Source organism: Pacificibacter marinus (genome assembly GCF_018860665.1).
Lineage (GTDB): Bacteria > Pseudomonadota > Alphaproteobacteria > Rhodobacterales > Rhodobacteraceae > Celeribacter > Celeribacter marinus_A.
This window is the reverse complement of the sequence record NZ_JAHKPK010000055.1, coordinates 234,097-259,909: the sequence shown is the minus strand read 5'-3', so window position 1 is coordinate 259,909 and position 25,813 is coordinate 234,097. Positions and strand designations below refer to the sequence as shown.

Below are 25,813 nucleotides of genomic sequence, written 5' to 3'. Positions count from 1 at the left end.
CCCTTTTTTGCAACCATTTGCACAAATGACGGAGCGTAACCATGCCCAAACGATTTAGAATGACGCGGCGTTTTTCTGTTTCAATGACCGAAGATGGCTATCGTCGTCTCAAATCATTCTCGCGGGAGGCGGGGTTGAATGAGGGTGAGGCTCTGTCTTTCCTCTTTGAAAACTTCTCTTCCGTGACGCATCAGGAAAAGCTTGAACACCGCCTGCGACTGTTCAATTCGGATTTGGAGGACCGGAAAAAATGAGACACGCCGCGCCCCATATCGTCCCCCATTCTCATGTCAACTCGGCCCTCAATTTCTTGGTCTCGCCCCTCACATCTTGCCGGATCATCCCTATGTATATCCAAACGGAGGGCACATCATGACAGCTCAACTTTATTGCTTTGGCGAAAGCGGCAACGCTTATAAAGCGGCGCTCACACTCACCTTATGCGGCATAGACTGGGAACCGGTCTATGTAGACTTCTTCAACGGCGGCGCACGCACGCCAGACTATCTTGCAATGAATGTGATGGGCGAAGTTCCCTATTTCATCGATGGTGACGTCAAACTGAGCCAATCTGGCGTGATCCAACATTACGCGGTCGAAACATCCGGCAAATTGGGCGGCAAAACACCTGCGGACGCGCGCGAAGTTATGCGCTGGGTGCTGTGGGACAATCAAAAGATGTCCGGCACAGCCGGGGGATTGCGGTTTTTGACCAACTTCCTCGCGCCCGAGAAACGCTCTTCCGATGTCATCGCCTTTACCACGGGCCGCGTTATGGCCGCCCTCAAGGTGCTAAACACAGCGTTAGAGGGGCGCGATTGGTTGGTCGGCGACGATGTGACCATCGCCGATATCGCTTGCTGTGGTTACCTGTTTTACCCTGAACCCTTTGGGTTCGAACGGACCGATTGGGCCAATATTGACCGATGGTTGGGAAATATCGAACGTCTTCCCAACTGGAAACATCCCTACGACATGATGCCCGGATCCCCTGCGGATCGGGCCTGAGGAGGAACTCATGACTGAGGCATATATTTACGATGCGGTGCGCAGCCCCCGTGGCAAAGGCCGCAAAGACGGTAGCCTGCACGAGGTCACCGCAGCGCGCCTATCCGCGCAGATGCTCAACGCCATCAAGACCCGCAGCGGGCTGACGGGCCACGCCGTTGAAGACGTGATTTGGGGCAATGTGACCCAAGTTGGTGAACAGGGCGGCTGTTTGGCGCGCACAGCCGTGCTGGCCTCAGACCTTGACCAACGCATCCCTGGGCTTGCGATCAATCGCTTTTGTGCCTCAGGTATGGAAGCGGTCAATCTGGCCGCGAACCAAATCAAAGGCGGCGCGGGCATGGCCTATATCGCGGGCGGTGTCGAGATGATGGGCCGTGTGCCCATGGGCTCTGACGGGGCTGCGATTGCGGTAGATCCAAGCATTGCGATGGACACTTATTTTGTTCCCCAAGGGATTTCTGCCGATATCATCGCCACCGAATTTGGTTTTACCCGCGATGATGCCGATGCTTTGGCTGTCGAGTCGCAAAAGCGAGCGGAAATGGCTTGGGCCGAGGGCCGATTTAAAGATTCTATTGTTCCAATATTAGACCAAAACGGCCTGACCATTTTGGATCAAGATGAATACATGCGCCCTGGCACCGATGTTGAGGCCCTCGCCAAACTAAAACCTGCATTCAAAGATATGGGCGAAGTGATGCCCGGTTTTGATAAAGTCGCCTTGATGAAATACCCGCATTTGGAAGCGATCAATCACATCCACCATGCGGGCAATTCATCGGGCATCGTTGATGGTTCGGCTGCTGTGTTGATCGGCAACAAAGAGTTCGGTGAAAAATTCGGTCTCAAACCCCGCGCACGTATTCGTGCCACTGCTAAAATCGGCACCGACCCCACCATCATGCTGACCGGCCCCGTACCCGCGACGCAGAAAATCCTTGCTGACAACGGCATGACCATCTCTGACATCGACCTATTTGAAGTGAACGAGGCTTTTGCCTCTGTCGTCTTGCGCTTTATGCAGGCCTTTGATGTCGACAGTTCCAAGGTCAATGTCAACGGCGGATCGATCGCTATGGGACACCCGCTTGGGGCCACTGGCGCGATGATCATCGGCACGCTTTTGGACGAGCTGGAACGCACTGGCAAAGGTGTGGGCTTGGCGACACTGTGCATCGCCTCTGGCATGGGTGCTGCAACCATCATTGAACGGATGTAACAGATGACAGATTTTACATATGAGATCGATACAGACGGCGTTGCCGTTATCACGTGGGACGTTGCTGCCAAAAGCATGAATGTGCTGTCACTCGAAGGCCTTGCAGATTTGGACACCCATATCGATGCGGCCCTCGCAGACGATAACGTCAAAGGCGTGGTCATCACTTCGGGCAAAGACACATTCGCGGGCGGGATGGATTTGAACATCATCGCCGCAATGAAAGACAGCGCAGGCGATAATCCAGCCAAAGGCCTATTCGAGGGCACGATGGCGATGCACGCCATCTTGCGCAAGATCGAACGCGCAGGCATGGACCCCAAGACCAACAAAGGCGGCAAACCAATTGCTGCGGCATTGACGGGCACGGCGCTTGGCATCGGATTGGAATTGCCGCTGGCCTGCCACCGCATTTTTGCGGCAGACAATCCAAAGGCCAAAATCGGCCTGCCAGAGATCAAAGTCGGCATTTTCCCCGGCGCAGGCGGCACAACGCGGATTTCACGCAAACTGGGCGCCATGGCAGCCTCGCCGATCTTGTTGCAGGGCCAAATGATGGACCCGAAAAAGGCCAAAGCCAGCGGCGTCATCGACGAGATCGTGCCTGCGGTTGACCTGTTGTCTGAAGCCAAGGCTTGGGTGTTGTCGGCCAAGGATGCTGACATATTAAAACCTTGGGACGCTAAGGGTTGGAAAATGCCCGGCGGCGCGCCTTATCACCCTGCGGGTTTCATGACCTTTGTTGGGGCATCTGCCATGGTCAACGGCCAAACGCAGGGCGTCTATCCTGCGGCCAAAGCCATGCTATCGGCCATCTATGAAGGCGCAATGGTGCCCTTTGACACAGCGCTCAAGATCGAGGCGCGGTGGTTCACCAATGTCTTGATGAACCCATCCTCAGGCGCGATGATCCGGTCATTGTTCATTAACAAAGAAGCACTGGAAAAAGGCGCCAATCGCCCAGAGGTGAGCGATCAATCTGTCAAACGCATCGGCATCATCGGTGCGGGCATGATGGGTGCGGGCATTGCCTATGTGTCTGCCAAGGCGGGAATCGATGTTGTTTTGATCGACGCCAAACAAGAAAGCGCAGATAAAGGAAAATCCTATTCCGAAGGCATTTTGGACAAAGGCATTGCGCGTAAAAAAGAAACGCCTGACAGCAAAGCAGACGTGCTTGCACGCATCAACGCCACGACCGATTACGACGCGCTCAAGGGCTGTGATTTAATTGTTGAGGCGGTGTTCGAAGATCCGTCGGTCAAGGCCGACGTGACCGCCAAGGTCGAGGCCATTGTCGGTGAGGATTGCATTTTTGCCACCAACACCTCGACTCTGCCGATTACCGAATTGGCCAAGGCCTCCAAGCGCCCTGAACAGTTCATCGGCATCCATTTTTTCAGCCCCGTGGACAAAATGTTATTGGTCGAAATCATCAAGGGCCAAAAGACTGGCGATATCGCCGTGGCCAAAGCGCTTGATTTCGTAAGACAAATTCGCAAAACGCCGATTGTGGTGAATGACGCACGGTTCTTTTACGCCAATCGCTGCATCATCCCCTACATCAACGAAGGTCTGCGCATGGCGGCCGAAGGCGTTGAATTGCCCCTGATTGAAAATGCAGCCAAGCTTTTGGGCATGCCGCTTGGGCCATTACAACTGATTGATGAGACCTCAGTGGATTTGGGGGTAAAAATCGCCAAGGCCACCAAGGCGGCCATGGGCGATGATTACCCTGATGCGGCCGTGGACGAGGTCCTGTTTTGGATGGCAGATCAAGCGCGTTTGGGCCGCAAATCGAAGGCAGGCTTTTACGACTACGACGATCGCGGCAAACGCGGCGCGCTATGGACGGGCTTCACCGACGAGTTCCCAACGGCAGAAAGCCAGCCCGAACTGGACGAAGTGCAGCACCGATTGATCATGGCGCAGGTTCTTGAGGCTGTGCGCGCTTTGGAAGCGGGCGTTTTGACGGATATTCGCGAAGGCGATGTTGGCGCGATTTTGGGTTGGGGCTTTATGCCGTGGTCTGGTGGCCCGTTCAGCTGGCTGGACATCATCGGCGCCGCCCAAGCCGTGGATATGTGTGACAAACTGACGGCAACCCATGGCGCGCGGTTTGAAACACCTGCCTTGCTGCGCGATATCGCTGGCGCGAATGAGACGTTTTACGAGCGTTTTGGCGCAGGCGTGGACAGCAAAGCGACCTAAATCGCACATAGCTTCGACACATAAAATGCGCCCAGAACGGTTTCATGTTCTGGGCGCATTTTTGATGGAATTGGTGATAAACTCTATAGAATTATACGACCTGACGAGGGGCAGTTTTTTCAGCAGTCACCATCCAAACTGCGTCTTGGTCGACTTGTGCAATCATCGCGGCGACGAAACCTGCAGCTTGCGTCATCGACAGAACATCGTAACCAGGGGCCGCGCTCTTATTGGTCAAATCCGCGACAAGATCGCCCTCGGCTGGCAGGCAATGGAACAAGGCGCCCACATTGGCGAAAACAATCTGTTCGCTGTCAAAATGGATCGAGATAACGTCGATTGCGCCGCGCGGTTTAATGCGCTCGATACCTTTGTAGCCAATCAAAGCGCAGGCAGGCACAAGCGTGAAAGGGTCGCCAAACATCGCTTCGCCCAGATCACTTTCGACCATGACAGATTGCTCTGGCATCAATGTCATCTCATCGTGGTTGCCAAGCGCGCCCTTTGGAATAAACAATGGCCATTGCTGCACTGCCTGTCCCAGCTGATCTGCCGCAATCACTGTGCGTTTGATGCCTGTGACGCATTGCAAACCATCGTCAAAGGTCAAAACCAAATCACCCTGCTGCAGGGTTTCAACATTGCGCCATCCAAGGTCTGTAGCAACTTTGGTTCCTGCACAAAAACCGCTGGTCTGAACAGTCAAGCCAGACAGAGAACCATCCCACATGCTTGAACGACCGTTCATGTCAGCGGTGCGATCTTTGGCAAACAATTGGCCCAAACTCATCATCTCGTCGTTCCCTTAATTCATGTCCTGTCTGCTGGTTGTCAGACGCTTCATCAATGTTGTCTCTATTGATGCTGCTCAAAGGGTAACAGAAGGGCGAGAATGGGACGCAATTGGGACATAATCCCCAAAATGAACAAAGTATTAACAAATCATCGCGATTGTTTTCGAATTGGGTAAGGTTTTGTTAAGAAAATTGCTCCGCAAGACAGAGACCACATCAAACCCGTCATAGAAACCGCGATTCGATTTACGATTTTCATGATGAAAACGCTATCGGCTTACATATGACAACGCGACGACGCCCTTAGTCGCACAGACCCGTTTGCGTGAAAGCATAGCCAAACCGCGCGATGTCTGTGGCGCAGATCTCGCCGACAATTTTCCGATCCGCGTCCGTATAGTAGCCCCTAAAATCGCGGCGGCGTGGCGATGCGTTTTTACGCGCAATCGGGCTGAGACAAAATCCAAGGTGATCCCACAGCGGCGTCAGATCCTGATCAAGGGACTCAAGACGTATATAATGCCCTGCGCGCTCCACGCCCCCGCTGTCGGTCAGATAATGCGCATAAGGAAACGCCAAGGATTTTTGCGTGGCAGGATCATTCAAAAAGGTCGTGAAATCGGCAGCCTTGGCCAAGTGCACCGCCGGATGATCCCAGTTTTGCAATTGCAGCCAGTGATAATAGCTGACGATCCGGTCCCAAGGATTGCGCACCAGCGTGAAAATGAAATAGTCACCCAAGGCGCTTTGCGGCACAAGGCCTTCAATATCCGCCAGCCGCGCATGTTTGTGCAAACTGCGCTCAGACTTCAAGGCCTTCATCCGTTTACGCCGCTTCACAGCTTTGGGCGTATCGCCAAACAACAGATCATCGGCCATGGCGCGTCCTTCCAACGCCAAACTTAGCGCCGTCCCTCCGGTTTTGGGAATATGGACGAAAATGTATTTGCGGCCGTGTGAAATGATCATGCCATCAAACTAACGCGGCCGGTGACCTTCGAAAACCGCCAAATTGCCATTCGCTGCGCCAAATCACACGACCGTAGATTGTTATGACCCATGATCCACGTTAGATTGTCGCAAAGAAACAATAAATGAGCAGCCCGCGCATGACCGCGCTATCTGAATATGATCGTTTAGAAGCCACAGCGCTTTGGCGTCCTGAGGGGGAAACCCAACGGGTGGAAGTGATTGTGTCTTTGGGGAATGCCACGTTGATCATCAGTGATCCCAACGACAAAACCCTATCGCATTGGTCTTTGCCCGCCATTAAACGTGTAAACAGCGTGAGCGAAAGCCATGCCATTTTCTCTCCTGGCCCAGACACTGAAGAGCGTTTAGAGACCGACGACGAGGTCATGATCGCGGCTATTTTACGCATTCAGCAGGCTGTTGAGCGTGGCTCATCGCATCACGGTCGGTTGCGCGGTGTCTTATTTGGCGCGGTCTGTCTTGGTGCTTTGGGGCTCGGCGTCTTTTGGTTGCCAAGTGCCTTGGTGCGCCAAGCGGTCACCATTGTTCCCGGTGTCACCCGCACGCAGATTGGCGAAGCCTTACTCACACGTATCGAGCGACTGTCGGGGCAGCCCTGCGACACAGTGCACGGCGCACGAGCGTTGCAGGCACTCAAATCAAGATTGGTCACCAATGGCGCGGGCGACATCGTGGTTTTGCGCAGCGGCGTGCAAAGCGCGAAACATTTACCTGGTGGGATCATTTTATTGGGTCGCAGTGTGATCGAAGACCATGAAGATCCTGATGTCGTGGCAGGGTTCGTTTTGGCCGAACAGCAGCGCGCGGCTGATGTCGACCCGCTAGAACATCTGTTGCGCAGCGCAGGCCTGATGACCTCATTGCGCCTTTTGACCAGTGGTGAAATTCCAAACGAAGCCCTAGACACCTATGCCGAAGAGCTGATGCGCCAAGACCCTGCCCCCATCGACACCGAGCGTTTGATAGATCGCTTTGCCGCAGCGGAAGTCCGCACAGGGCCTTATGCCTATGCTCAAGACATCACTGGCGTCAGCACACTGCCTTTGATCGAAGCCGACGCGGTGCGGGTGCAATCTGCACGCCCTGTTTTGGCCGATGGCAATTGGGTCGCGCTTCAAAACATCTGTGGCGGCTAGATACACCGTCTTTCCAGCCCTAAAACAACAAAAGCCCCTGTGAAAACAGAGGCTTTTGTAATGTGCTGTATCGCCGATACGACGATGTTATTTACGTGCAAAAGCGTCGCTATATCCAACAGAGCGCGCTTGTCCCAAGGCTTGCAAGGTTTGCTCGGGGCTGGCGAAAGGTCCAGCCAACACCATTTTGAGTTGCTTGCCATTGCGGTTCAAGATTTGCGATGACACGGGCATCCCCATCGCTGACAAACGTGCAATAGATTTATCAGCATTCGACGGCACACCAAATGTACCAACCTGCACATACCGCAGACCTGACGCGATGGCTTGGCGCGCAACAGGCGTGCTGACAGGAGCAACAGATTTGGTTGAAACACGAAGGCCTTGATCGGGCGAAGTCACTGTGGCCGTTGGCTGAGTATAGACAACGGTACGTTGGACTGTTTTTGGTCCGGTTCCAAACAGTTGCTGCCAGAACGTGAGCCGCACGCCTGTTTCAACAGGATAGGCAGGAACGGTGTTGGTCCAAACCTGTGCCTGTTGGAAATCACCTGCCAAAGTCCGAGGTCCACGATTGGGATTCAAGCGCCCATCATCAAAGGAGCGCTGGTAACCAGTGGGCGTTTTCACGGCAACTGGCGCAGTATAAACCACCCCAAGCTCGCGCCCTCTGCGAGACACTTCAGACAAGGCCACATTCGCTTGGGCAACGCGTTGAACGTTGCGTTGAATGTAGGCCGATGGGTGTACAGCTTGTGGTCCACAGCGGACCGCAAGCTTTGACGAGGTACGCATATATTGCGCGGCGTTCCCGCTTAATCCGTTGCAATGAGATGTAAAATTAGACGTAACCGGTGTTGCGGCTGCGGTCACATATTGTGGCGCGGGCGCTTTGGGAGCCGCTTGAATTGGCAAAGGCAGAACTGCAGTTGAGACAACTGGGGCGGGCTGTGGCGCATGGATCGCAACACGCACCAAAGTGGGCTCTGTCGTGGTCAAAGTGCCGCCATCCGCTTTGCGCACTGTGATTCCAGCCGGCAAGCGTTTCAAAATATAGTCGGGGGATTGCGTCGATGTTGCAGTACAGCGCAGCGCTTGGCCTGCTGCATTTGTTCCGCAAGTCTGCCCAACGATTTCAGCATCTGCAAGCGTTGCACGTTTGACTGGGGCTGCTTTTACAGCGGCCGTTTTCACTGGGGCAGGTTTGCGCGCGACACTGGCAGCGGCGGCAGCGTGCGCAGCAGTTGTGGCTTGAGGGGCCAACCGAACCGGAGCAGCCGCAGGGAATACCGTTTTCGCAGATGCAGATGACGTGGCGACTTTTGCAGGCAGCGTTGTCGTACTGGCCACAGTCGCCAAAGGCGCTTTCACACCCGCTGGCAATACCGGATCAGGGATCACCGGCAGATTGGCTTGCGCATTGGCCAAAGACGGTTTGAACCCGCAAAGAACCTTGCGATCACGCGATACGCGCGGCACCCAAGTGACATGACCGCTATGGCCAGAGCGCACATAAGCGCAACCATCGCTGTCAACATATTGGCTTGCCTTATAGCTGGCTGGCGGAAACTCTGCCGGCTCGTCTGCATTTTGCAATGATGTGCGTGCATTCAGCCCCGTCACTCCGAGTGTCGCGGCCAATACAGCAATGGAAATAAGTCTGATCGTCTTCATTATGTGCCCCCACACAAGATATAGTGTGCAGACTAGCGTAGATCAGGATTCTTGCCTAGAGCCAAATCGCCTATTTAGTGCCAAACATGCGATCGCCCGCATCCCCTAGTCCAGGAATAATATATCCCTTGTCATTTAGACTTTCGTCCACAGAGGCCGTCACAATTGGCACGTCAGGATGTGCCGCCTTCATCGTCTCAACGCCTTCAGGGGAGGCCAAAAGACACAAGAACCGAATATTCGTGGCTCCTGCTTTTTTCAACAGATCGATCGCTGCAACAGACGAATTACCTGTCGCCAGCATTGGATCGACTGCAATCACCAAGCGATCTTCCAATGATTCCGGTACCTTGAAGTAATATTGAACGGGTTCCAATGTGTCTTCGTCACGGTACAAACCGACAAAACCAACACGCGCAGAGGGGATCAATTCAAGCACCCCGTCCAACAAGCCATTGCCCGCGCGCAAAATCGAAATCAACGCCAATTTCTTACCGGCCAAAACAGGTGCATCCATCGGCTGCATCGGGGTTTCGATCCGTTTGGTTGTCATGTCCAATTCTCGCGTGACTTCATAGGCTAAAAGTTGCGAAATCTCGCGCAAAAGCTGGCGGAATTCTGCCGTTGACGTCGCCTTGTCACGCATCAAGGTCAGTTTGTGTTGCACCAAAGGATGAGTAACGACGGTAAGGTGTTCAAGCATCATTTTGCTCCAAAGTTTTTTGTAAGGCTGCGCGGGTGGGTTTATCGCAAAAGGCCGCATCAAGGGCTGTTTGATTGAGGGCCGCAAAATCGGCAGCATCCCACCCGAAGACCTCGGACAGATCCCCAAACTCTTTGCGCATCGTGGTATGGAAAAAGGGCGGATCGTCGGTGGACACAGTCACCTTGACACCGCGCGCGCGCAGTTTTGCTATCGGATGATCCTTCAAAGATGCATAGACGCCCAGCGCCACGTTTGAGCCGGGACAGACCTCTAACACCACGTCTTTTTCCAAAATTTCGTCGATCAGCGCGTCATCCTCGATTGCCCGCACACCATGCCCGATGCGCGTCACACCCAAGTCGCGGATAGCGTCACGTACGCTGTCTGGACCGCCCCATTCGCCCGCGTGCGTCGTCAAATGAAGCCCGGCCTCTTTTGCCATATCAAAGGCATAGGCATAATCGCGCTGTGCGCCAAAGGCCTCGTCACCGCCCATGCCGAACCCCGTGATAAAACTGCCAGCCGTTTCGGCCGCGCATATCGCTGTCTTTTTCGCTTGCTCAGGTCCGAAATGGCGCACACAGGTGGGAATGCCTTTGAGGATGATCCCAGCCTCAGCTCGCATCTCATCAGCGGCCTGCTCAATCGCGGCCAGATAGTCTTTCCACGCGAACAGATCACCACCACCACAAAAATCAGGCGCCAAGAAGGTTTCCGCATAGATCACCTGATTGGCAACGCATTCCTCTAAAACGGCGCGGGTGAGCCGGTAAAAATCTTGCGGACCTTGCAACACGGTTGTCGCGGCCTCATAGACCTTGAGAAAATCCCAGAAATCCTTGTATTTATAGGCGCCGTCTTCGTCGAAAATGCCACCAATATCGAGCTTTTTCTCTTTGGCCAAACCGCGGATAAACGCAGGGGGCGCGGCCCCTTCAAGATGCAAGTGCAACTCGAGTTTTTTAAGATCTTGTACCGTCACAGAAAACTCCTTCCGGGCCCTTGTGCAGGGATACTAAGATGATCGGCAATCGAGGCCGCTACATCGACAAAATTCACATTTCCGATGGGCTTAAGGCCAACGCCTAGGCCCAACACTGGCACGCATTCACGGGTGTGATCCGTGCCAACCCATGTAGGGTCATTCCCGTGATCCGCCGTGAATATGATCAAATCACCGTCTTTAATACGCAGCAGCAACCGCGCGATTTGCGCATCGAACCATTCCAGATGACGCGCATAGCCCGACACATCGCGGCGGTGGCCAAATTTGCTATCAAACTCAACAAAATTGGCAAAGACAAACGCGCCATCAGGGGCCTCATCCATCGTGTCGTATAAATGATCGAACAAGACGTCATCTGTACCTTTGCGCAAGTCATCTATACCGCGCATGGAAAAAATATCGCCAATTTTGCCAATGGCATAAGTCTTGCGGCCCGCGTCATGCGCCCAATCCAACAACGTCGGACTGGGGGGGGCAATCGCATAGTCGTGGCGATTTTGCGTGCGCAAGAACCCTTCTGTGGCAGCCCCCACAAAAGGCCGCGCGATCACCCGTCCGATTTTCATCTCATGCAACATTGGCGCAAGATCTTGGCAAAGCTGCAACAATCGCTCAAGCCCGAAATGCTCTTCATGGGCGGCAATCTGCATAACACTGTCAGCCGAAGTATAGATAATCGGCCAACCCGTCTCGATATGCTGCGCGCCGAACTGTTCCAAAACATCTGTGCCCGACGCATGACAATTGGCCAATGTCCCGCCAGACCCACATAATTGTGCCGTCGCATCCATCACCGCGGCAGGAAAGGCCGGTGCTGCATCGGGGAAAAAATGCCACTCCCATGGCACAGGCACGCCCGCCAACTCCCAATGCCCCGATGGCGTGTCCTTGCCACGAGACACTTCGGAGGCGACACCGTAAAGCCCCTCAGGTTTAGCCGTCAAACCGGGGGCAGGATCGGTGCTGGCATGGGCCATCGCAGCCCCTAGGCCGATCATGTCCAAATGCGGTATGCGCAACGGACCAGTTCGGCCTGTTTCAGCACGTCCCTCGGCACAGGCCTGCGCAATATGCGCCAGCGTGTTGGCCCCCGTATCAGGAACATCGCCGTTGAAAAACGTATTGGCATCCGGCGCACCGCCGACGCCAACGGAATCCATCACAATCAAAAACGCACGCGTCATGCAGACACCTTTTCTAAAATCAGTTTTTGCGGATCGGGCGCGCTATCGCCGATAGAAATGGCTTTCAGCAAAGTCGCCTCAGCCGCATCCGCATCATCCAAATTACGCGCGTGAATGGTCGCGATTAACACATCACGATCCACCGGCTCGCCCAATTCGCACACATTTGACAGGCCAACCGCAGGATCAATCCGCTCTGTGCCGTTTATGCGCCCTCCGCCCAAATGAACCACGGCCATGCCAAGCGCATGCCCGTCCATCGCGCTGACAAACCCCGCATGAGGCGCCATAACATCGCGCACCACAGGGGCCGACGGCAGACGGTCGCGCCAGTGATCCACAAAATCCGCGGGCCCGCCCAGCGCCGTGACCATCTGACCAAACCGCTCGGCTGCGGATCCATCAGTTAAGGTGTCCCGCACCGCCCAGCTTGCGGCATCGATATCTTCGGACAGGCCACTCAGGACCATCAACTCCCCGCCTAAAGCGCAGGTCAAATCGCATAGGTCATTGTCAACTTCACCTGATGTCAGCGCTTTCATCACGTCCATAATCTCAAGCGCATTCCCAAGTGACGGGCAACAAGGCTGGTTCATATTCGTGATCAAAGCCGAGGTTTTGCACCCTGCCCCGTTCGCCGTTGTCACAAGGCTTTGCGCTAAGATACGTGCGTCTTCGACTGTCGTCATGAACGCACCAGAACCGCATTTCACATCCAAGACCAATGCCTCTAACCCTGCGGCCAGTTTTTTGGACAGGATCGATGCCGTGATCAAATCGATGCTTTCCACCGTGCCCGACACATCGCGTATGCCATACAAGCGCTTATCCGCAGGCGCGATCGACCCAGTGGCTGAAACAATAGCACAGCCCACTTTGGTCACCACTTCGCGAAACCTGTCTTCACTCACTTCGGTTTTCAGGCCGGGGATGGATTCCAACTTATCGAGCGTTCCGCCCGTATGTCCAAGGCCGCGCCCCGAAACCATAGGCACGTAAGCCCCCAGAGCGGCCAAAGCGGGGGCCAGCAACAAAGACACACAATCGCCGATGCCACCGGTGGAATGTTTGTCGATGGTCGGCGCAGGGTAATCCCAACGCATCACGTCACCACTGTCACGCATCGCCAAGGTCAAGGCCACGCGTTCAGGATCAGACATGCCATTGAGCAATGCGGCCATAGCAAAAGCACCGGCTTGGGCATCGGTCACGACACCGGATGCCAAACCCGCAGCAAACCAATTCAACTCAGAATCGAAAAGCCCCTGCTTGTCGCGCAGTTTTGCAATAATATCGCGTGCGTCCATCGCCATCAGGGTGCCAACTGATCTTTCGAGAAAGCCCCCGGCAACAATGCGCCAACGGTCATCTGCGCTTCGACACCGTTGAGGTTGGCCATGGTGACCACAACATCATCGTCAGCAAATTCTCTCAGCTTTTGGCGGCAGCCACCGCAGGGTTGCACAGGGACAGGCGCATCGGCAATGACGGCAACTTCTGCGATCCGCCTGTGTCCCGCTGCGATCATCGCGGCGATTGCGCCAGCCTCGGCACAGGTGCCCTCTGGATAGGCAGCGTTTTCGACATTCACGCCGACGAAAATCTCGCCCGACGTGCTGCGCAGAGCAACCCCCACTTTAAAATTGGAATAAGGTGCATAGGCTTTCTCGCGAATGTCGCGGGCGGCTGCTAACAAGGACATAAGGCCCCCTCATAAATTTGACTATTTGGTCCAGACTGCGCCGCAAGATAACAGGATGCAAGAGTCTTGACGCAAATCAAAGGCCTGATCCAACCAAATGACGCGCTGTCGCATAAAAACGGTTATCGTTTGCGCTAACATAGTCTAAATTTCTATTGAAGGGCTTGAACGAATGCCTCTCACAAGCGTAGAGGCATAATCAATGGCGTCAAATGTGGCGCGACCAAGAAAAATAGTTTAGCGCTAAACTAAAGCTTTGGAGGCACAAATGGCAGACGACTCACGCAAAGAAGCACTGCGCAAAGCAGCCCTTGATTATCACGAATTCCCGAAGCCCGGAAAATTGGAAATTCGCGCCACCAAGCCACTGGCCAACGGACGCGATCTGTCGCTGGCCTATAGCCCCGGTGTGGCCGAAGCCTGCCTTGAGATCAAAGCTGACCCAAGCACATCAAGCCGCTATACCTCGCGCGGCAACCTTGTGGCTGTTATCTCAAACGGATCTGCTGTTTTGGGTTTGGGCAATATTGGTGCCGCCGCCTCTAAACCTGTGATGGAAGGCAAAGCGGTTCTGTTCAAAAAGTTTGCCAACATCGATTGTTTCGACATCGAAGTGAATGAAAGCGACCCAGAAAAACTGGCTGACATCGTCTGTTCACTTGAACCAACATTTGGCGCGATCAATCTGGAAGACATCAAAGCGCCTGATTGCTTTATCGTCGAACAATTGTGTCGCGAACGGATGAACATTCCCGTGTTTCATGACGATCAACACGGCACAGCTATTGTTGTAGGCGCTGCCGCGACCAACGCGCTTTTGGTTCAAAACAAAAAATTCGAAGACATCAAAGTGGTGTCAACCGGTGGCGGTGCTGCTGGGATTGCCTGTTTGAACATGCTGCTGAAACTGGGCGTTAAACGCGAAAACGTTTGGCTTTGCGATATTGCAGGTCTTGTCTATGAGGGTCGCACCGAAGAGATGACTCCACAAAAAGCAGCCTATGCGCAAAAAAGCGACCTGCGCACATTGGATGATGTGGTGGAAGGCGCGGACTTGTTCCTTGGTCTGTCTGGTCCCGGTGTGTTGAAACCAGAGATGGTTTCCAAAATGGCCAAAGCGCCGATCATTTTCGCGCTGGCCAACCCGAACCCCGAAATTGATCCTGCCGATTTGGCCAAAGTCGCCCCAGACGCGATCATCGCCACAGGGCGTTCTGATTACCCTAACCAAGTCAACAACGTGCTGTGTTTCCCGTTCATTTTCCGCGGCGCATTGGATGTCGGCGCGTCCGAGATCAACGACGAAATGAAAATCGCCTGCATCGAAGGCATCGCAGCTCTTGCGCGCGCGACAACCTCCGCCGAAGCCGCAGCAGCCTACAGCGGCGAGCGTATGACCTTTGGCCCTGACTATTTGATCCCTAAGCCCTTTGATCCACGTCTTATGGGCGTCGTGGCCACCGCCGTGGCGCGCGCTGCGATGAAAAGCGGCGTCGCCACACGGCCCGTTGACGACATCGAAGCCTACAAGGCCTCGCTGGATCAATCCGTGTTCAAATCGGCTATGATCATGCGTCCTGTGTTTGCAGCCGCCTCACAAGTCGAGCGTCGCATTGCTTTTGCTGAAGGCGAGAATGAAAGCGTCCTGCGCGCCGCGAACGCCATGATTGAAGAAACCACAGACAAGCCGATCTTGATTGGCCGTCCCGATGTGATCGCGATGCGCGCGGAACGTGCTGGCCTGAAAATTCGTCCTGGAGTCGATTTTGAGATCGTGAACCCGGAAAGCGACAGCCGCTACAGACAATATTGGCAGGCCTATCACGGCTTGATGCAGCGCAAAGGTGTGACGCCGGATTTGGCCAAAGCAATCATGCGGACCAACACCACAGCCATCGGCGCGATCATGGTACAACAAGACCACGCGGACAGCTTGATCTGTGGCACCTTTGGTCAATACCTATGGCACCTCAATTACTTGACCCAAATCTTGGGCACAGAAAAATTGCATCCTGTCGGCGCGCTGTCCTTGATGATTTTGGAAGATGGGCCACTGTTTATCGCGGACACCCATGTGCACCCTGAGCCCACGCCACAGCAAATCGCCGAAACGGTCATCGCGACAGCGCGCCACATTCGCCGCTTTAGAACCGAACCGCAGATCGCGCTGTGTTCGCATTCTCAATTCGGGAATTTGGATTGCGACACAGGCCGCCGCATGCGGGCTGCGCTTGAGATTTTGGATTCGGAGCCACGCGATTTCGCCTATGAGGGTGAAATGCACACAGACTCGGCGTTGGACCCAGAATTACGCAATCGCATTTTCCCCGCATCACGCCTGACAGGGCCAGCCAATGCTTTGGTCTTCGCTAATGCAGATGCGGCGTCTGGCGTACGCAACATATTGAAAACAAAAGGTGGCGGGCTTGAAGTTGGACCGATCTTGATGGGATTGGGCAATCGCGCCCATGTGGTCACGCCATCAATTACAGCCCGTGGATTGTTGAACATGTCGGCCATCGCTGGCACACCTGTATCGGATTACGGCTAGATACAAACGCCTTCCCTTGGGATGATCCCGATGGGAAGGCGCCTCTTTTGAGGAAAAGATTCCCCCCAGCACGCGAACTGCAAAGTTTGCAAACAGGTCTGATACACAGATTTGCAGAATTTCCATAAACTTTTCACGCCTCATTTGATAACAGTGGTTACAGCGCAGTGAGCTCGTGGAACGTTTGCCTTCAAAGGAGGGCCGCAGTGACGATAGGTCACGCGGCGAGGCAGGCCTGCTACGATTGCTCGTTATCCCTGTGCGCATGAGCGAGGAGATAAGTCATGGACCACACCGGCAGTTACGCGGATGTTTACGACGCTTGGAAAGCAGATCCAGAAGCCTTTTGGATGGAGGCGGCTGACAAAATCCATTGGTTTCAAAAACCAACCAAGGCGCTGTTCGACGAAAACGCCCCCATTTATGAATGGTTCTCTGACGGGTTGACCAACACCTGCTACAACGCTGTGGATCGTCATGTTTCTGATGGTCGCGGGGAACAGGCTGCCATCATTTACGACAGCCCTGTGACAGGCACCAAACAAAAGATTTCTTACAAAGACCTGCAAGATCGCGTCGCCAGTCTGGCTGGAGCCTTGCGCGCCAAAGGCGTCGAAAAAGGCGATCGCGTGATCATTTACATGCCCATGGTTCCCGAAGCGCTGGAAGCGATGCTGGCCTGTGCCCGCTTGGGGGCTGTGCATTCCGTGGTCTTTGGCGGATTTGCCGCTAAAGAATTGGCGGTGCGCATCGATGATGCGACTCCCAAGGCGATTATTGCGGCCTCTTGCGGGATCGAACCCAACCGTGTGGTGCATTATAAACCCCTTTTAGACAGTGCAATTGATCTTGCAGAACACACACCAGATTTCACCGTCATTTTGCAGCGCGACCAAGAGGTTGCCGATCTGAACCCAATGCGCGACTTTGACTGGCACGGGTTCCAATTCGGTGTGGCCCCCGCCGACTGCGTGCCCGTTGAGGGCAATCATCCAGCCTATATTTTGTACACGTCCGGCACCACAGGTGCGCCCAAAGGCGTGATCCGTCACACAGGCGGGCAGCTTGTGGCGCTCAATTGGACGATGAAAAATATCTATAATGTGAACCCCGGTGACGTGTTTTGGGCGGCCTCTGATGTGGGCTGGGTCGTCGGGCATTCGTACATTTGCTACGGGCCTCTTATTCACGGCAACACCACCGTGGTGTTCGAGGGCAAGCCCGTCGGCACCCCCGATGCGGGCACCTTTTGGCGTGTAATCCAAGAGCATAAAGTCAAAGTGCTGTTCACAGCCCCCACAGCGTTTCGCGCCATCAAACGCGAAGACCCCACCGGTGCGTTGATTGCCGACTACGATCTCAGCAGCTTGCAAGCGCTCTTTTTGGCTGGCGAACGCGCCGATCCCGACACGATTGTCTGGGCGCAAACTTTGCTGAAAAAACCAGTGATCGACCATTGGTGGCAAACTGAAACGGGTTGGGGGATTGCTGCAAACCCGCTTGGCATCGAAGCGCTTCCCGTCAAAATTGGCTCACCGTCCGTGGCGATGCCGGGCTACGACATTCATATCTTGGACGAAGCAGGGCATGAGGTTGCGACTGGTGAACTTGGCGCGATTGCCGTGAAACTGCCCCTGCCCCCCGGCACATTCCCCAACCTTTGGAACGCAGAAGATAGATTTAAAAACAGCTACTTGTCACATTTTCCAGGCTATTATGAAACTGGGGATGCTGGCATCAAGGATGACGACGGATACCTTTACATCATGGCGCGTACAGATGATGTGATCAACGTGGCAGGGCACCGATTGTCTACGGGCGCGATGGAAGAGGTTTTGGCCTCTCACCCTGATGTGGCGGAATGTGCCGTGATCGGGGTCGCCGATGCGCTGAAAGGCCAGATGCCGCTTGGTTTTTTATGCTTGAACGCAGGCGTCTCTCGCCCCAAAGACGAGATCATATGCGAGGTCATCACAGATGTGCGCGCAAAAATTGGGCCGGTCGCGGCGTTCAAATTGGCCTGTGTTGTTGACCGCCTGCCCAAAACGCGGTCAGGGAAAATTTTGCGCGCCACCATGGCCAAAATTGCCGACAATGACGCGTTCAATATGCCGGCGACCATCGACGATCCCGAAATTTTGAATGAGATAAAGACAGCTTTGCAGGGCCTTGGTTACGCAAAAAACTAAATTTTTACCTAAGATTTCCTGTTTCTGAGCGGCCAACGGGTTAACATAAAATTAACCATAAGGTCTGCCATTACAGTGCGCCCATAGCGAGGTGCGTTTGTCGATGGTTGATCCCGCTGAATTGAGAGCACGATCAAGGGACAGTTAAAGAGGTGGAGTAATGTTATCGCAGCAACAGGCGCAGATCTTGTATTCATTGCGGCCCCGTTCCCTGCCTGAAAACCTTCACATCTACGTTTTGGCTTTGGACCAAATCTATTCAAAAATGCCCAAAGCCGCGCGCCATACCAAAGGCGGCAAGATTGAGCCTCATGCCAATGACAACACCCGAAACAGATCGTTGCATGACCGTATACGGCACAAGATCAGAGATCATTGCGCTTTTGGTCACACTGAGCCAAGATGCTTAACATATTATAAAAACAATTCATTTACTCACAGATAAGAAATAGGTTGGAATGCCGCACACTCCGATTTTAATCGTCGACGATAATGAAATTCAACTGACGCTGTTCAATTCGGCTTTGAACGATGCTGGATTTAGAACAGTCTGCGCGCGTTCAAAGGCTGAAGCAGTAGCTCTTGCGATCCAGCACAGGCCCAGCATCGCATTGGTAGATCTGGTTCTGCCAGATGGAACCGGCAATGATTTAATTGCGGCTTTGCATGAACAAAATCCAAACATCAGATCAATCGTCGTCACAGCTCACGCATCAGTTGATCGGGCGATTCAGGCTATGCGATTGGGTGTCTTTGATTTTCTTATCAAACCTGTAGACCCTCAAACCTTGTTCAACGCCGTGACCAATGCACGCTCGGATCGCAATCATTCGATCGATCCAAAGCATATGACGCAGGACGCGCCCCCTCTGGGTGGATTGATCGGCTCAAGCGATGCGATGAAAACCGTTTATGCAACGATCAGGGCTGTTGCTGGATCCGTAGCCCCCGTATTTATCACCGGTGAAAACGGAACAGGAAAGGCACAATGCGCTGAGGCGACACATGCCTTATCGACAGTTTCAGACGGGCCATTCGTTCCCGTCAATTGTAGTGCGATGGCAGACGGATACTCTGGGGTTGAAATTTTCGGCCATAGTGCAGGTGCTTTGCCAGGATATGACGTAGAGAAAGTTGGCGCTGCAGAGCAAGCTCAGGGCGGCACATTGTTTTTAGACGAAGTCTGCGAATTGGATGCATCGGCACAGGCGCAATTGCTACAATTGTTACAGACCTCAAGCGTCACGCCTCACGGTGCAAGCACGCCGCGCGATGTGAAAATTCGCATCATCTGCACCTCGTCAAAAGATCCGTTGGAACAGGTCAAATCGGGCCAATTCAGAGCCGACCTCTACTATCGCTTGAACGTCGTGCCACTTCATCTGCCACCTTTGCGCGACCGCGGGATGGATGTCATCGAAATCGCTGAAGCGATGGTGATCCGATATGCCACCAAAGAGAAACGCCCTGCCCGCTTGCTGTCTCAAGAGGTAAAGGCGCTGTTTCTAAGCTACAGTTGGCCAGGCAACATTCGCGAATTGATGAATCTGCTGTGGCATTCTGTGGTCGTCAGCAATGATCAATCCATAGACCTGCGACATATGCCCCATCAAATGCAAAACATGCACTTAATGCAGGAAGGCACCGAAGAGAAACGCCACACTCAGGTCGATCTTTTAGAGTATATCCAAGGCAAGACCTTGGCCGAGATCGAGCGCGAAATCATCGAAATCGCGATTGCACGCGCTGGCGGTTCCATTCCACTGGCCTCCAAATCCTTGGGCGTATCTCCGTCAACGATCTACAGAAAGCTGGAAACATGGGGACGCCCTGCACGCGGATCACGTAAATCCGACATCCCCTAACCTATGGTTGCAACAACCAAGACACTCTTGTTGAGACCAGCACAATCAATTCAAACGAACTGCTCTGTCAAAAGCCGTTCTTCAAGGCCATGACCCGGATCAAACAAAATACGGTGTTTGACGCTGGGCACGGACGTGATTTCGACCCAATCCACATTGCGCACAGATCGACTGTCTGCATCCGCCATCACAGGGCGCTTGCTGCGCTCGAGCACATCGAAACGCACCTTAGCGGTATTGGGCAGCAAAGCCCCACGCCAACGGCGCGGACGAAACGCCGCCAAGGCAGTGAGCGCCAAAACATCTGATCCAATGGGCAAAATCGGCCCCCGCGCCGAATAGTTATACGCCGTTGATCCAGCAGGCGTGGCCAAAAGTGCGCCATCACACACAAGTTCATCCATCCGCACCTTGCCATCAACAGAGACCCGTAGCTTGGCGGCTTGTGGACCGGCACGCAGCAAAGACACCTCGTTGATCGCCAACATGTTATGTTGCACGCCGTCACCGTCTTTAGCGACCATCGACAAGGGATGGATCACTTCTTCTTCGGCGACAGTTAGACGATCAATCAGATCATTTTCGCGAAACTCGTTCATCAAAAACCCGACGGTGCCGCAATTCATCCCGTAAACAGGCGTATCCAAATGCATCGTGCTGTGCAGGGTTTGCAACATAAACCCATCGCCGCCCAAGGCCACGATCAAATCCGCGCCTTCCGCTGGGACGCTCGAATATTGCGCTGTCAGACGCTCCAAAGCGCGTTGCGCGATTTGCGCGTCACTGGCAACGAGGGCTATTTTGACCATAGTTTAATGTCCGATCTCATCGCACCTGTAAAGGATCCTAACAGGGCACAGCCGTGGGTAACAAATCACGGCACGGAATTCACGCGTTTTTCGAAACGAGATCAACTTTATCGCAAGTCAGTGCAACGACACCTCATAAAACTTTGCGCCATTCCACATCTAACTGCGCTTTCATCATCATTATGCACACGACGAGGGTTTCCCAAGTGTAACGATTTGGCTAAACACGCGGCAACACTCCCCTGCTGCCAAGGAGCACACCATGACAACCAATGTACGTGACGCCGGTTTTTTCACTGAAAGCCTGTCTTCCCGCGACCCTGAACTGTTCGGCTCAATGCAAAAAGAGCTTAGCCGTCAGCGCAATGAAATCGAATTGATCGCGTCTGAGAACATCGTCTCTGCCGCCGTCATGGAAGCTCAAGGCTCAGTGCTCACCAACAAATACGCCGAAGGCTACCCAGGCCGTCGTTACTATGGCGGTTGCCAATATGTGGACATCGCAGAAAACCTCGCACGCGATCGCGCGAAAGAGCTGTTTGACGTTAAGTATGTGAATGTTCAGCCAAATTCCGGCTCACAGGCCAACCAAGGCGTCTTTACAGCGCTCTTGCAGCCCGGTGATACGATCCTCGGCATGTCGCTCGATGCAGGTGGTCACTTGACCCACGGCGCCAAGCCAAACCAATCTGGCAAGTGGTTCAACGCCATCCAATACGGCGTGCGCATGCAAGACCAACGCATCGATTACGACCAGATCCAAGAACTGGCCAATGAGCACAAACCAAAGCTCATCGTTGCTGGCGGCTCTGCCATCCCACGTCAGGTTGATTTCAAAAAATTCCGCGAGATCGCTGATTCTGTTGGCGCGATCCTCATGGTCGATATGGCGCACTTTGCGGGCCTCGTCGCTGGCGGTCAGCACCCGTCACCATTCCCTTATGCAGATGTTGCGACGACAACGACCCACAAAACTTTGCGCGGCCCACGTGGCGGTATGATCCTGACAAACGATGTTGAGATCGCCAAAAAGGTCAACTCCGCCATCTTCCCCGGCATCCAAGGTGGCCCTTTGATGCATGTGATCGCAGCCAAAGCGGTTGCCTTTGGTGAAGCCTTGCGCCCTGAGTTTAAAGCTTATGCCAAACAGGTGATCGTCAACGCGCAAGCACTGTCTGACCAGCTGATGAAAGGTGGCCTTGATATCGTCACTGGCGGCACAGATACTCATGTATTGTTGGTCGATCTGCGCCCCAAAGGCGTGAACGGCAAGATCACCGAGGCCGCCCTTGAGCGCGCTCACATCACCTGTAATAAAAACGGTATCCCCTTCGATCCAGAGCCACCGATGATCACCTCTGGCGTGCGTCTTGGCACCCCTGCGGGCACAACACGTGGCTTTGGCGAAGCTGAATTCCGTCTTATCGCGGATTGGATCGTCGAAGTTGTAGATGGTCTGGCGGCCAATGGCGAAGATGGCAATGCAGAGGTCGAAGCCGATGTACGTGCCAAGGTCGAAGCATTGGCAGAAAAATTCCCACTTTACCCAAACCTGTAAAGCGTTGATTTAATAATACTAAAGGGGCCTTAGGGCCTCTTTTTTTTGTGGTAAACCTGCGGGTTAACCAAAGGGCAAAACGCCCTCAAGCGCCTCAAAGCAGCCCGCGCCAAACCATAATCGCAACAATAGCCCCAAAGATCGCAAAACTGATCACAACCAAAACCGCGAGGAAATCCAAAAAACGTCCCATACGGCGTTTAAACGGATCAATGCTTTCCAAATGAACAGTGAGGCTTTTAATGGCGCGATCGACGGGTTTTCGATTGATGGTTCGTGCCAATTTCGGATGTGTTTCCAAGGCTATAGCCTCGACAATCAGCTTGCCATCCCGCCGCGCCCAACGGGGCAGCGCACGTCCTGCTTTGTGTAATTTCGCCTCAAATCCGTTTCCCGTATGAATGCCCAATCGCTCGGATATGAGCGTGGCAAGCTGTTCGGATTTTTGATGAATACTGTTTTCCATAAGTGTGTTTTAAGGGGTTTTCGCCGCGCCGCCAAGCTTGTATCACTCTGTTATGTTGAACACCGTCATAACTGGCCAAGCCACTGAAAAAACGCCTCTTTTGATCGTGCATGGCCTTTTCGGCTCTGCGCGCAACTGGGGTGTGATCGCCAAACGGATGTCCCATGATCGCCAAGTGATCGCGGTCGATATGCGCAATCACGGCACAAGTTTTCGCGCCGATTCAATGTCTTACACGGACTTGGCCGATGATCTGGCTGAGGTTCTGCATGCATATGGCGCACCAGATGGCACCCATGTTTTGGGGCATTCCATGGGCGGCAAAGCCACGATGATGTTGGCCTTGACCCATCCCGAACTGGTTAAGTCACTGATTGTCGCGGATATTTCACCGGTTGCTTATGAGCACACAAACAAGCCATTGATCGATGCGATGCAGGCCTTGGATCTGTCCAAGGTTGAAAAGCGATCCGATGCGGATGCATTGCTGGCTGCGGATGTTTTCGATGCAGGTGTGCGGGCATTTTTACTGCAAAGCCTTGTTGTTAAAGACAAAAGCTGGCTACTGAACTTGCAGGTTTTGGAAGATGAAATGCCCAAAATCGTCGGATGGCCTGATGATATCACCAGCGTTTTCGACAAAGACACGTTCTTTTTATCAGGCGCGGAAAGCTCTTATGTGTCACGCGACCATCGCGCCGCGACGAAGGATTTGTTTCCAAAGGCTAAATTTGCCTCATTACCTGACACAGGACATTGGTTGCACGCCGAAAAACCACGAGAATTTGAAGCCGCATTGACAGCTTGGTTGTCGCGCTACGACGACTAGCGTCCAAACACGCAAAGCAGGCTTAGCGCGCTGTGGTGAACATTCTTTTAAAGTTTTGACAGACTCTAAGGCGCAAGGTTGCAAAAGTTTAACGCTTTTGCCCCTGACCACTTTACATGTTTGCAAGATTTTTAAGGGGATTTTCGCTATGGAGTATATCACCGTCAAAACCACCGACTTTCGCCCACGCCTGACCGAGCTGTTGGACAAGGTGGAAACAGGCCAAGCGCAGGTGATCGTGAAACGCTATGGGCAGGCACGGGCCGCCCTGATCAGCTTTGACGATCTGTTTCGCATCTGGGAGGCGATTTCCGACGAGCTCGACGGGCCAGCAGACCCCAAAACCGGCCGCCGCGTGGGGCAAGACCATCCCGAAGTGAAAGTTGAGTTGGCGCAAGAGCAAGCCGACCGCGAGGCGTATCGGGCTTTGGGGTTGGATGAACGGTGGAACTCATTCTGGTCTTGGGTGCGGTCGTTGCATGAGCGTCGTTAAAAAACGCCATGGGGTGGCGTTTTAGACGCGAACGGGTTTGCGGCAGCAAACACGATATTCACAAAAAAAGAGGCGCAACAGCGCCCCTTTTCATAAAATTAGGATTATTCAGTGCCACTCATGATCAAAACTCCGAATCAATTCAGTCTACGTTGTCTAGGAATATAACTTCCGCGGATATAGTTTCCAAGAGGTTAAGCCAAGGTAATAAGTTTTGGGCGTTTTCTCGCGATGGCTTAATAGTCCCTCTACTATTGTTATCAGCTCCATGAGACAGGGCGTTCCGCAACCCTCGCAACCTATCAAATGTATTTCTTACAGCATTGGGCTTCCAGTTCTCAAATTCGCATTTACCAGAGATTAATCGCTTCAAAGTGAAGCCGCCATCAAAGACAAAGTCATCGCAAAAAACTTCTTTGTTCGGCTCAACAACACACCAAAGCTTTTGCAAGTCGACCTTTGCCTCAATCATAGCTTGCATTCGAGCTATCTGATCGATGTCCTTGGAGCTGTTAAATATACCTGCAAGCGCACGCGCTGACTGATCCACTTTACTAGGCAGTGCTGGATCGCTCAGAACGCGCCTAAATGCTTTTAGCGTTTCCCCATCAAAGTATCCCAATCCAGAAAACTCCACCACCCTGTAGAGCAGCAAGAACTTCATAAATGTGTCTTCTTCACTAAAAGCTTCGGTCCACAACGCAATCAAATTGTCATCGATTTTCCGAGTAACAATTTTGTCGGGAAAGTCGCCATTTGGCGATCGAGGCATAGGCTCGAATTTTGTTGGAGTAACAGCGTGAATCAATATCCGCGGCGACTTTCGGTCAAAGTAAAGCATATAGGCGTTTAGGTGCCTTACAAACTCAAGCCTTTCATCTTCTGCCAGATCAGAACAATCTAAGAAAAAGGACCGCGGCACATCCAAGAAATCTACCGCCCCAGTTTCGTTATAAAGGTTAAACGAAAAAATATTTCGGTGATTAGTATCATTTTCAGCACGAATTGGTCTGCATATTTTCGAAAATATCTTCAACTCGCTTGAGGACTCTTTGAATTCACAAACACGGTATTTATTCTTCCAGAATATCTCAAATTTACGTTCAGCTACGCTGCGTCCTACAGCTCCAAGCTTGAGCGAAGTCCACAAGACCTCAAGAGTCTGGCTCTCATTGTGAAAAATGGCTGAAAATTCGCGCGGTAAAGTAATGCTATTGAGGGTGTCGAACGCGTCTTCTGGATCACTTTCTGGGATAAATACAGCTAATGTTGTATCACCCCACGGTTCTTCAACTACGTATTTCCCTTGGTCGCAGGTGATCTTTGACCATGGATTATTATCAAAGAAGGTCGCCAGCTTCTGCTCAATTTCTGTAAGTGCCTTTGAATCAATTTTTTCCATCATTACACGCTCGCA

At 53.2% G+C, this 25,813-nt stretch carries 23 protein-coding genes; 11 read left to right on the top strand and 12 right to left on the bottom strand.

Annotated features, from left to right (window positions below; translation table 11 throughout):
* Positions 1-41 precede the first annotated feature (41 nt).
* From KO497_RS15230 to KO497_RS15215, 4 genes are all read left to right on the top strand, one after another.
* Positions 42-254: a hypothetical protein gene (locus KO497_RS15230; RefSeq protein WP_215944798.1), complete on the top strand. Its 213-nt coding sequence runs from the start codon at positions 42-44 to the stop codon at positions 252-254.
* Between the two features lie 118 nt (positions 255-372).
* Positions 373-1,008 carry a glutathione S-transferase family protein gene (locus tag KO497_RS15225; RefSeq protein ID WP_215944797.1) on the top strand — a complete coding sequence of 212 codons (636 nt, stop codon included), beginning with the start codon at positions 373-375 and terminating at the stop codon, positions 1,006-1,008.
* Between the two features lie 10 nt (positions 1,009-1,018).
* The gene (locus KO497_RS15220) at positions 1,019-2,230 is read left to right on the top strand and encodes an acetyl-CoA C-acetyltransferase (RefSeq protein ID WP_215944796.1); all 1,212 of its coding nucleotides are present in this window, start codon (positions 1,019-1,021) and stop codon (positions 2,228-2,230) included.
* Positions 2,231-2,233: 3 nt separating this feature from the next.
* The gene (locus KO497_RS15215; RefSeq protein WP_215944795.1) at positions 2,234-4,441 is read left to right on the top strand and encodes a 3-hydroxyacyl-CoA dehydrogenase NAD-binding domain-containing protein; all 2,208 of its coding nucleotides are present in this window, start codon (positions 2,234-2,236) and stop codon (positions 4,439-4,441) included.
* 91 nt (positions 4,442-4,532) lie between these two features.
* On the opposite strand, the gene KO497_RS15210 is transcribed toward KO497_RS15215, so the two are convergent.
* Positions 4,533-5,234 (bottom strand): Hint domain-containing protein, encoded by a 702-nt coding sequence (locus KO497_RS15210; protein ID WP_215944794.1) that lies wholly within the window; start codon positions 5,232-5,234, stop codon positions 4,533-4,535.
* 304 nt (positions 5,235-5,538) lie between these two features.
* Entirely contained in the window at positions 5,539-6,204 is a 666-nt protein-coding gene (locus KO497_RS15205; protein WP_215944793.1) for a sulfotransferase family 2 domain-containing protein, read from the bottom strand.
* Positions 6,205-6,329: 125 nt separating this feature from the next.
* On the opposite strand from KO497_RS15205, the gene KO497_RS15200 reads away from it, so the two are divergent.
* Entirely contained in the window at positions 6,330-7,364 is a 1,035-nt protein-coding gene (locus KO497_RS15200) for a hypothetical protein (protein WP_252729695.1), read from the top strand.
* Positions 7,365-7,451: 87 nt separating this feature from the next.
* On the opposite strand, the gene KO497_RS15195 is transcribed toward KO497_RS15200, so the two are convergent.
* The 6 genes from KO497_RS15195 to cdd all read right to left on the bottom strand — a co-directional run bounded on the left by KO497_RS15195 (position 7,452) and on the right by cdd (position 13,636).
* A complete protein-coding gene (locus KO497_RS15195) occupies positions 7,452-9,038 on the bottom strand; it encodes an SPOR domain-containing protein (protein ID WP_215944792.1) in 1,587 nt (528 codons plus the stop codon).
* A gap of 70 nt (positions 9,039-9,108) precedes the next feature.
* Positions 9,109-9,741: a uracil phosphoribosyltransferase gene (gene upp / locus KO497_RS15190; RefSeq protein ID WP_215944852.1), complete on the bottom strand. Its 633-nt coding sequence runs from the start codon at positions 9,739-9,741 to the stop codon at positions 9,109-9,111.
* On the bottom strand, positions 9,734-10,726 hold the full coding sequence (locus KO497_RS15185; protein WP_215944791.1) for an adenosine deaminase: 993 nt from the start codon (positions 10,724-10,726) through the stop codon (positions 9,734-9,736). The genes upp and KO497_RS15185 overlap by 8 nt, the downstream gene beginning before the upstream one ends.
* Complete coding sequence (locus KO497_RS15180) at positions 10,723-11,934, bottom strand: phosphopentomutase (protein ID WP_215944790.1); 1,212 nt, start codon at positions 11,932-11,934, stop codon at positions 10,723-10,725. Before KO497_RS15180 ends, KO497_RS15185 begins: the two co-directional genes overlap by 4 nt.
* Positions 11,931-13,241, bottom strand: coding sequence for a thymidine phosphorylase (locus KO497_RS15175; protein ID WP_215944851.1), 1,311 nt, complete (start codon positions 13,239-13,241; stop codon positions 11,931-11,933). The genes KO497_RS15180 and KO497_RS15175 overlap by 4 nt, the downstream gene beginning before the upstream one ends.
* A 5-nt stretch (positions 13,242-13,246) precedes the next feature.
* Complete coding sequence (gene cdd, locus KO497_RS15170) at positions 13,247-13,636, bottom strand: cytidine deaminase (RefSeq protein ID WP_215944789.1); 390 nt, start codon at positions 13,634-13,636, stop codon at positions 13,247-13,249.
* 268 nt (positions 13,637-13,904) lie between these two features.
* Between cdd and KO497_RS15165 the strand changes: the two genes are divergently transcribed.
* Together KO497_RS15165 and KO497_RS15160 are read left to right on the top strand one after the other, a co-directional pair.
* Positions 13,905-16,187, top strand: coding sequence for an NADP-dependent malic enzyme (locus KO497_RS15165; RefSeq protein ID WP_215944788.1), 2,283 nt, complete (start codon positions 13,905-13,907; stop codon positions 16,185-16,187).
* Between the two features lie 284 nt (positions 16,188-16,471).
* Entirely contained in the window at positions 16,472-18,376 is a 1,905-nt protein-coding gene (locus KO497_RS15160) for a propionyl-CoA synthetase (protein WP_215944787.1), read from the top strand.
* Positions 18,377-18,635: 259 nt separating this feature from the next.
* Here the strand turns inward: KO497_RS15160 and KO497_RS19300 are convergent, their stop codons facing one another.
* Entirely contained in the window at positions 18,636-18,767 is a 132-nt protein-coding gene (locus KO497_RS19300) for a hypothetical protein (RefSeq protein ID WP_289846689.1), read from the bottom strand.
* Between the two features lie 67 nt (positions 18,768-18,834).
* Here KO497_RS19300 and KO497_RS15155 point away from each other — a divergent pair, with 67 nt between their 5' ends.
* Positions 18,835-20,241 carry a sigma-54-dependent transcriptional regulator gene (locus KO497_RS15155; protein WP_215944786.1) on the top strand — a complete coding sequence of 469 codons (1,407 nt, stop codon included), beginning with the start codon at positions 18,835-18,837 and terminating at the stop codon, positions 20,239-20,241.
* Between the two features lie 50 nt (positions 20,242-20,291).
* On the opposite strand, the gene KO497_RS15150 is transcribed toward KO497_RS15155, so the two are convergent.
* On the bottom strand, positions 20,292-21,050 hold the full coding sequence (locus KO497_RS15150) for an NAD kinase (RefSeq protein WP_215944785.1): 759 nt from the start codon (positions 21,048-21,050) through the stop codon (positions 20,292-20,294).
* Between the two features lie 262 nt (positions 21,051-21,312).
* On the opposite strand from KO497_RS15150, the gene glyA reads away from it, so the two are divergent.
* Positions 21,313-22,608, top strand: coding sequence for a serine hydroxymethyltransferase (gene glyA, locus KO497_RS15145; RefSeq protein ID WP_215944784.1), 1,296 nt, complete (start codon positions 21,313-21,315; stop codon positions 22,606-22,608).
* A gap of 94 nt (positions 22,609-22,702) precedes the next feature.
* Here the strand turns inward: glyA and KO497_RS15140 are convergent, their stop codons facing one another.
* Positions 22,703-23,074, bottom strand: a complete 372-nt coding sequence (locus KO497_RS15140) for a hypothetical protein (RefSeq protein ID WP_215944783.1) — start codon at positions 23,072-23,074, stop codon at positions 22,703-22,705.
* A gap of 52 nt (positions 23,075-23,126) precedes the next feature.
* On the opposite strand from KO497_RS15140, the gene KO497_RS15135 reads away from it, so the two are divergent.
* Positions 23,127-23,903 (top strand): alpha/beta fold hydrolase, encoded by a 777-nt coding sequence (locus KO497_RS15135; protein WP_215944782.1) that lies wholly within the window; start codon positions 23,127-23,129, stop codon positions 23,901-23,903.
* Positions 23,904-24,051: 148 nt separating this feature from the next.
* Positions 24,052-24,396: a type II toxin-antitoxin system Phd/YefM family antitoxin gene (locus tag KO497_RS15130; RefSeq protein ID WP_215944781.1), complete on the top strand. Its 345-nt coding sequence runs from the start codon at positions 24,052-24,054 to the stop codon at positions 24,394-24,396.
* A 142-nt stretch (positions 24,397-24,538) separates the two neighbouring features.
* Here KO497_RS15130 and KO497_RS15125 read toward each other — a convergent pair whose 3' ends face one another.
* Positions 24,539-25,801: a hypothetical protein gene (locus tag KO497_RS15125; RefSeq protein WP_215944780.1), complete on the bottom strand. Its 1,263-nt coding sequence runs from the start codon at positions 25,799-25,801 to the stop codon at positions 24,539-24,541.
* Between the last annotated feature and the right edge of the window lie 12 nt (positions 25,802-25,813).

What these genes read in the sequence shown, in the direction of transcription:
- KO497_RS15230 (WP_215944798.1), top strand. Translation starts at nt 42, where the DNA reads ATGCCCAAACGATTTAGAATGACGCGGCGTTTTTCTGTTTCAATGACC.
- KO497_RS15225 (WP_215944797.1), top strand. Translation starts at nt 373, where the DNA reads ATGACAGCTCAACTTTATTGCTTTGGCGAAAGCGGCAACGCTTATAAA.
- KO497_RS15220 (WP_215944796.1), top strand. Translation starts at nt 1,019, where the DNA reads ATGACTGAGGCATATATTTACGATGCGGTGCGCAGCCCCCGTGGCAAA.
- KO497_RS15215 (WP_215944795.1), top strand. Translation starts at nt 2,234, where the DNA reads ATGACAGATTTTACATATGAGATCGATACAGACGGCGTTGCCGTTATC.
- KO497_RS15210 (WP_215944794.1), bottom strand. Translation starts at nt 5,234, where the DNA reads ATGATGAGTTTGGGCCAATTGTTTGCCAAAGATCGCACCGCTGACATG.
- KO497_RS15205 (WP_215944793.1), bottom strand. Translation starts at nt 6,204, where the DNA reads ATGATCATTTCACACGGCCGCAAATACATTTTCGTCCATATTCCCAAA.
- KO497_RS15200 (WP_252729695.1), top strand. Translation starts at nt 6,330, where the DNA reads ATGAGCAGCCCGCGCATGACCGCGCTATCTGAATATGATCGTTTAGAA.
- KO497_RS15195 (WP_215944792.1), bottom strand. Translation starts at nt 9,038, where the DNA reads ATGAAGACGATCAGACTTATTTCCATTGCTGTATTGGCCGCGACACTC.
- upp (WP_215944852.1), bottom strand. Translation starts at nt 9,741, where the DNA reads ATGCTTGAACACCTTACCGTCGTTACTCATCCTTTGGTGCAACACAAA.
- KO497_RS15180 (WP_215944790.1), bottom strand. Translation starts at nt 11,934, where the DNA reads ATGACGCGTGCGTTTTTGATTGTGATGGATTCCGTTGGCGTCGGCGGT.
- KO497_RS15175 (WP_215944851.1), bottom strand. Translation starts at nt 13,241, where the DNA reads ATGGACGCACGCGATATTATTGCAAAACTGCGCGACAAGCAGGGGCTT.
- cdd (WP_215944789.1), bottom strand. Translation starts at nt 13,636, where the DNA reads ATGTCCTTGTTAGCAGCCGCCCGCGACATTCGCGAGAAAGCCTATGCA.
- KO497_RS15165 (WP_215944788.1), top strand. Translation starts at nt 13,905, where the DNA reads ATGGCAGACGACTCACGCAAAGAAGCACTGCGCAAAGCAGCCCTTGAT.
- KO497_RS15160 (WP_215944787.1), top strand. Translation starts at nt 16,472, where the DNA reads ATGGACCACACCGGCAGTTACGCGGATGTTTACGACGCTTGGAAAGCA.
- KO497_RS15155 (WP_215944786.1), top strand. Translation starts at nt 18,835, where the DNA reads ATGCCGCACACTCCGATTTTAATCGTCGACGATAATGAAATTCAACTG.
- KO497_RS15150 (WP_215944785.1), bottom strand. Translation starts at nt 21,050, where the DNA reads ATGGTCAAAATAGCCCTCGTTGCCAGTGACGCGCAAATCGCGCAACGC.
- glyA (WP_215944784.1), top strand. Translation starts at nt 21,313, where the DNA reads ATGACAACCAATGTACGTGACGCCGGTTTTTTCACTGAAAGCCTGTCT.
- KO497_RS15140 (WP_215944783.1), bottom strand. Translation starts at nt 23,074, where the DNA reads ATGGAAAACAGTATTCATCAAAAATCCGAACAGCTTGCCACGCTCATA.
- KO497_RS15135 (WP_215944782.1), top strand. Translation starts at nt 23,127, where the DNA reads ATGTTGAACACCGTCATAACTGGCCAAGCCACTGAAAAAACGCCTCTT.
- KO497_RS15130 (WP_215944781.1), top strand. Translation starts at nt 24,052, where the DNA reads ATGGAGTATATCACCGTCAAAACCACCGACTTTCGCCCACGCCTGACC.
- KO497_RS15125 (WP_215944780.1), bottom strand. Translation starts at nt 25,801, where the DNA reads ATGATGGAAAAAATTGATTCAAAGGCACTTACAGAAATTGAGCAGAAG.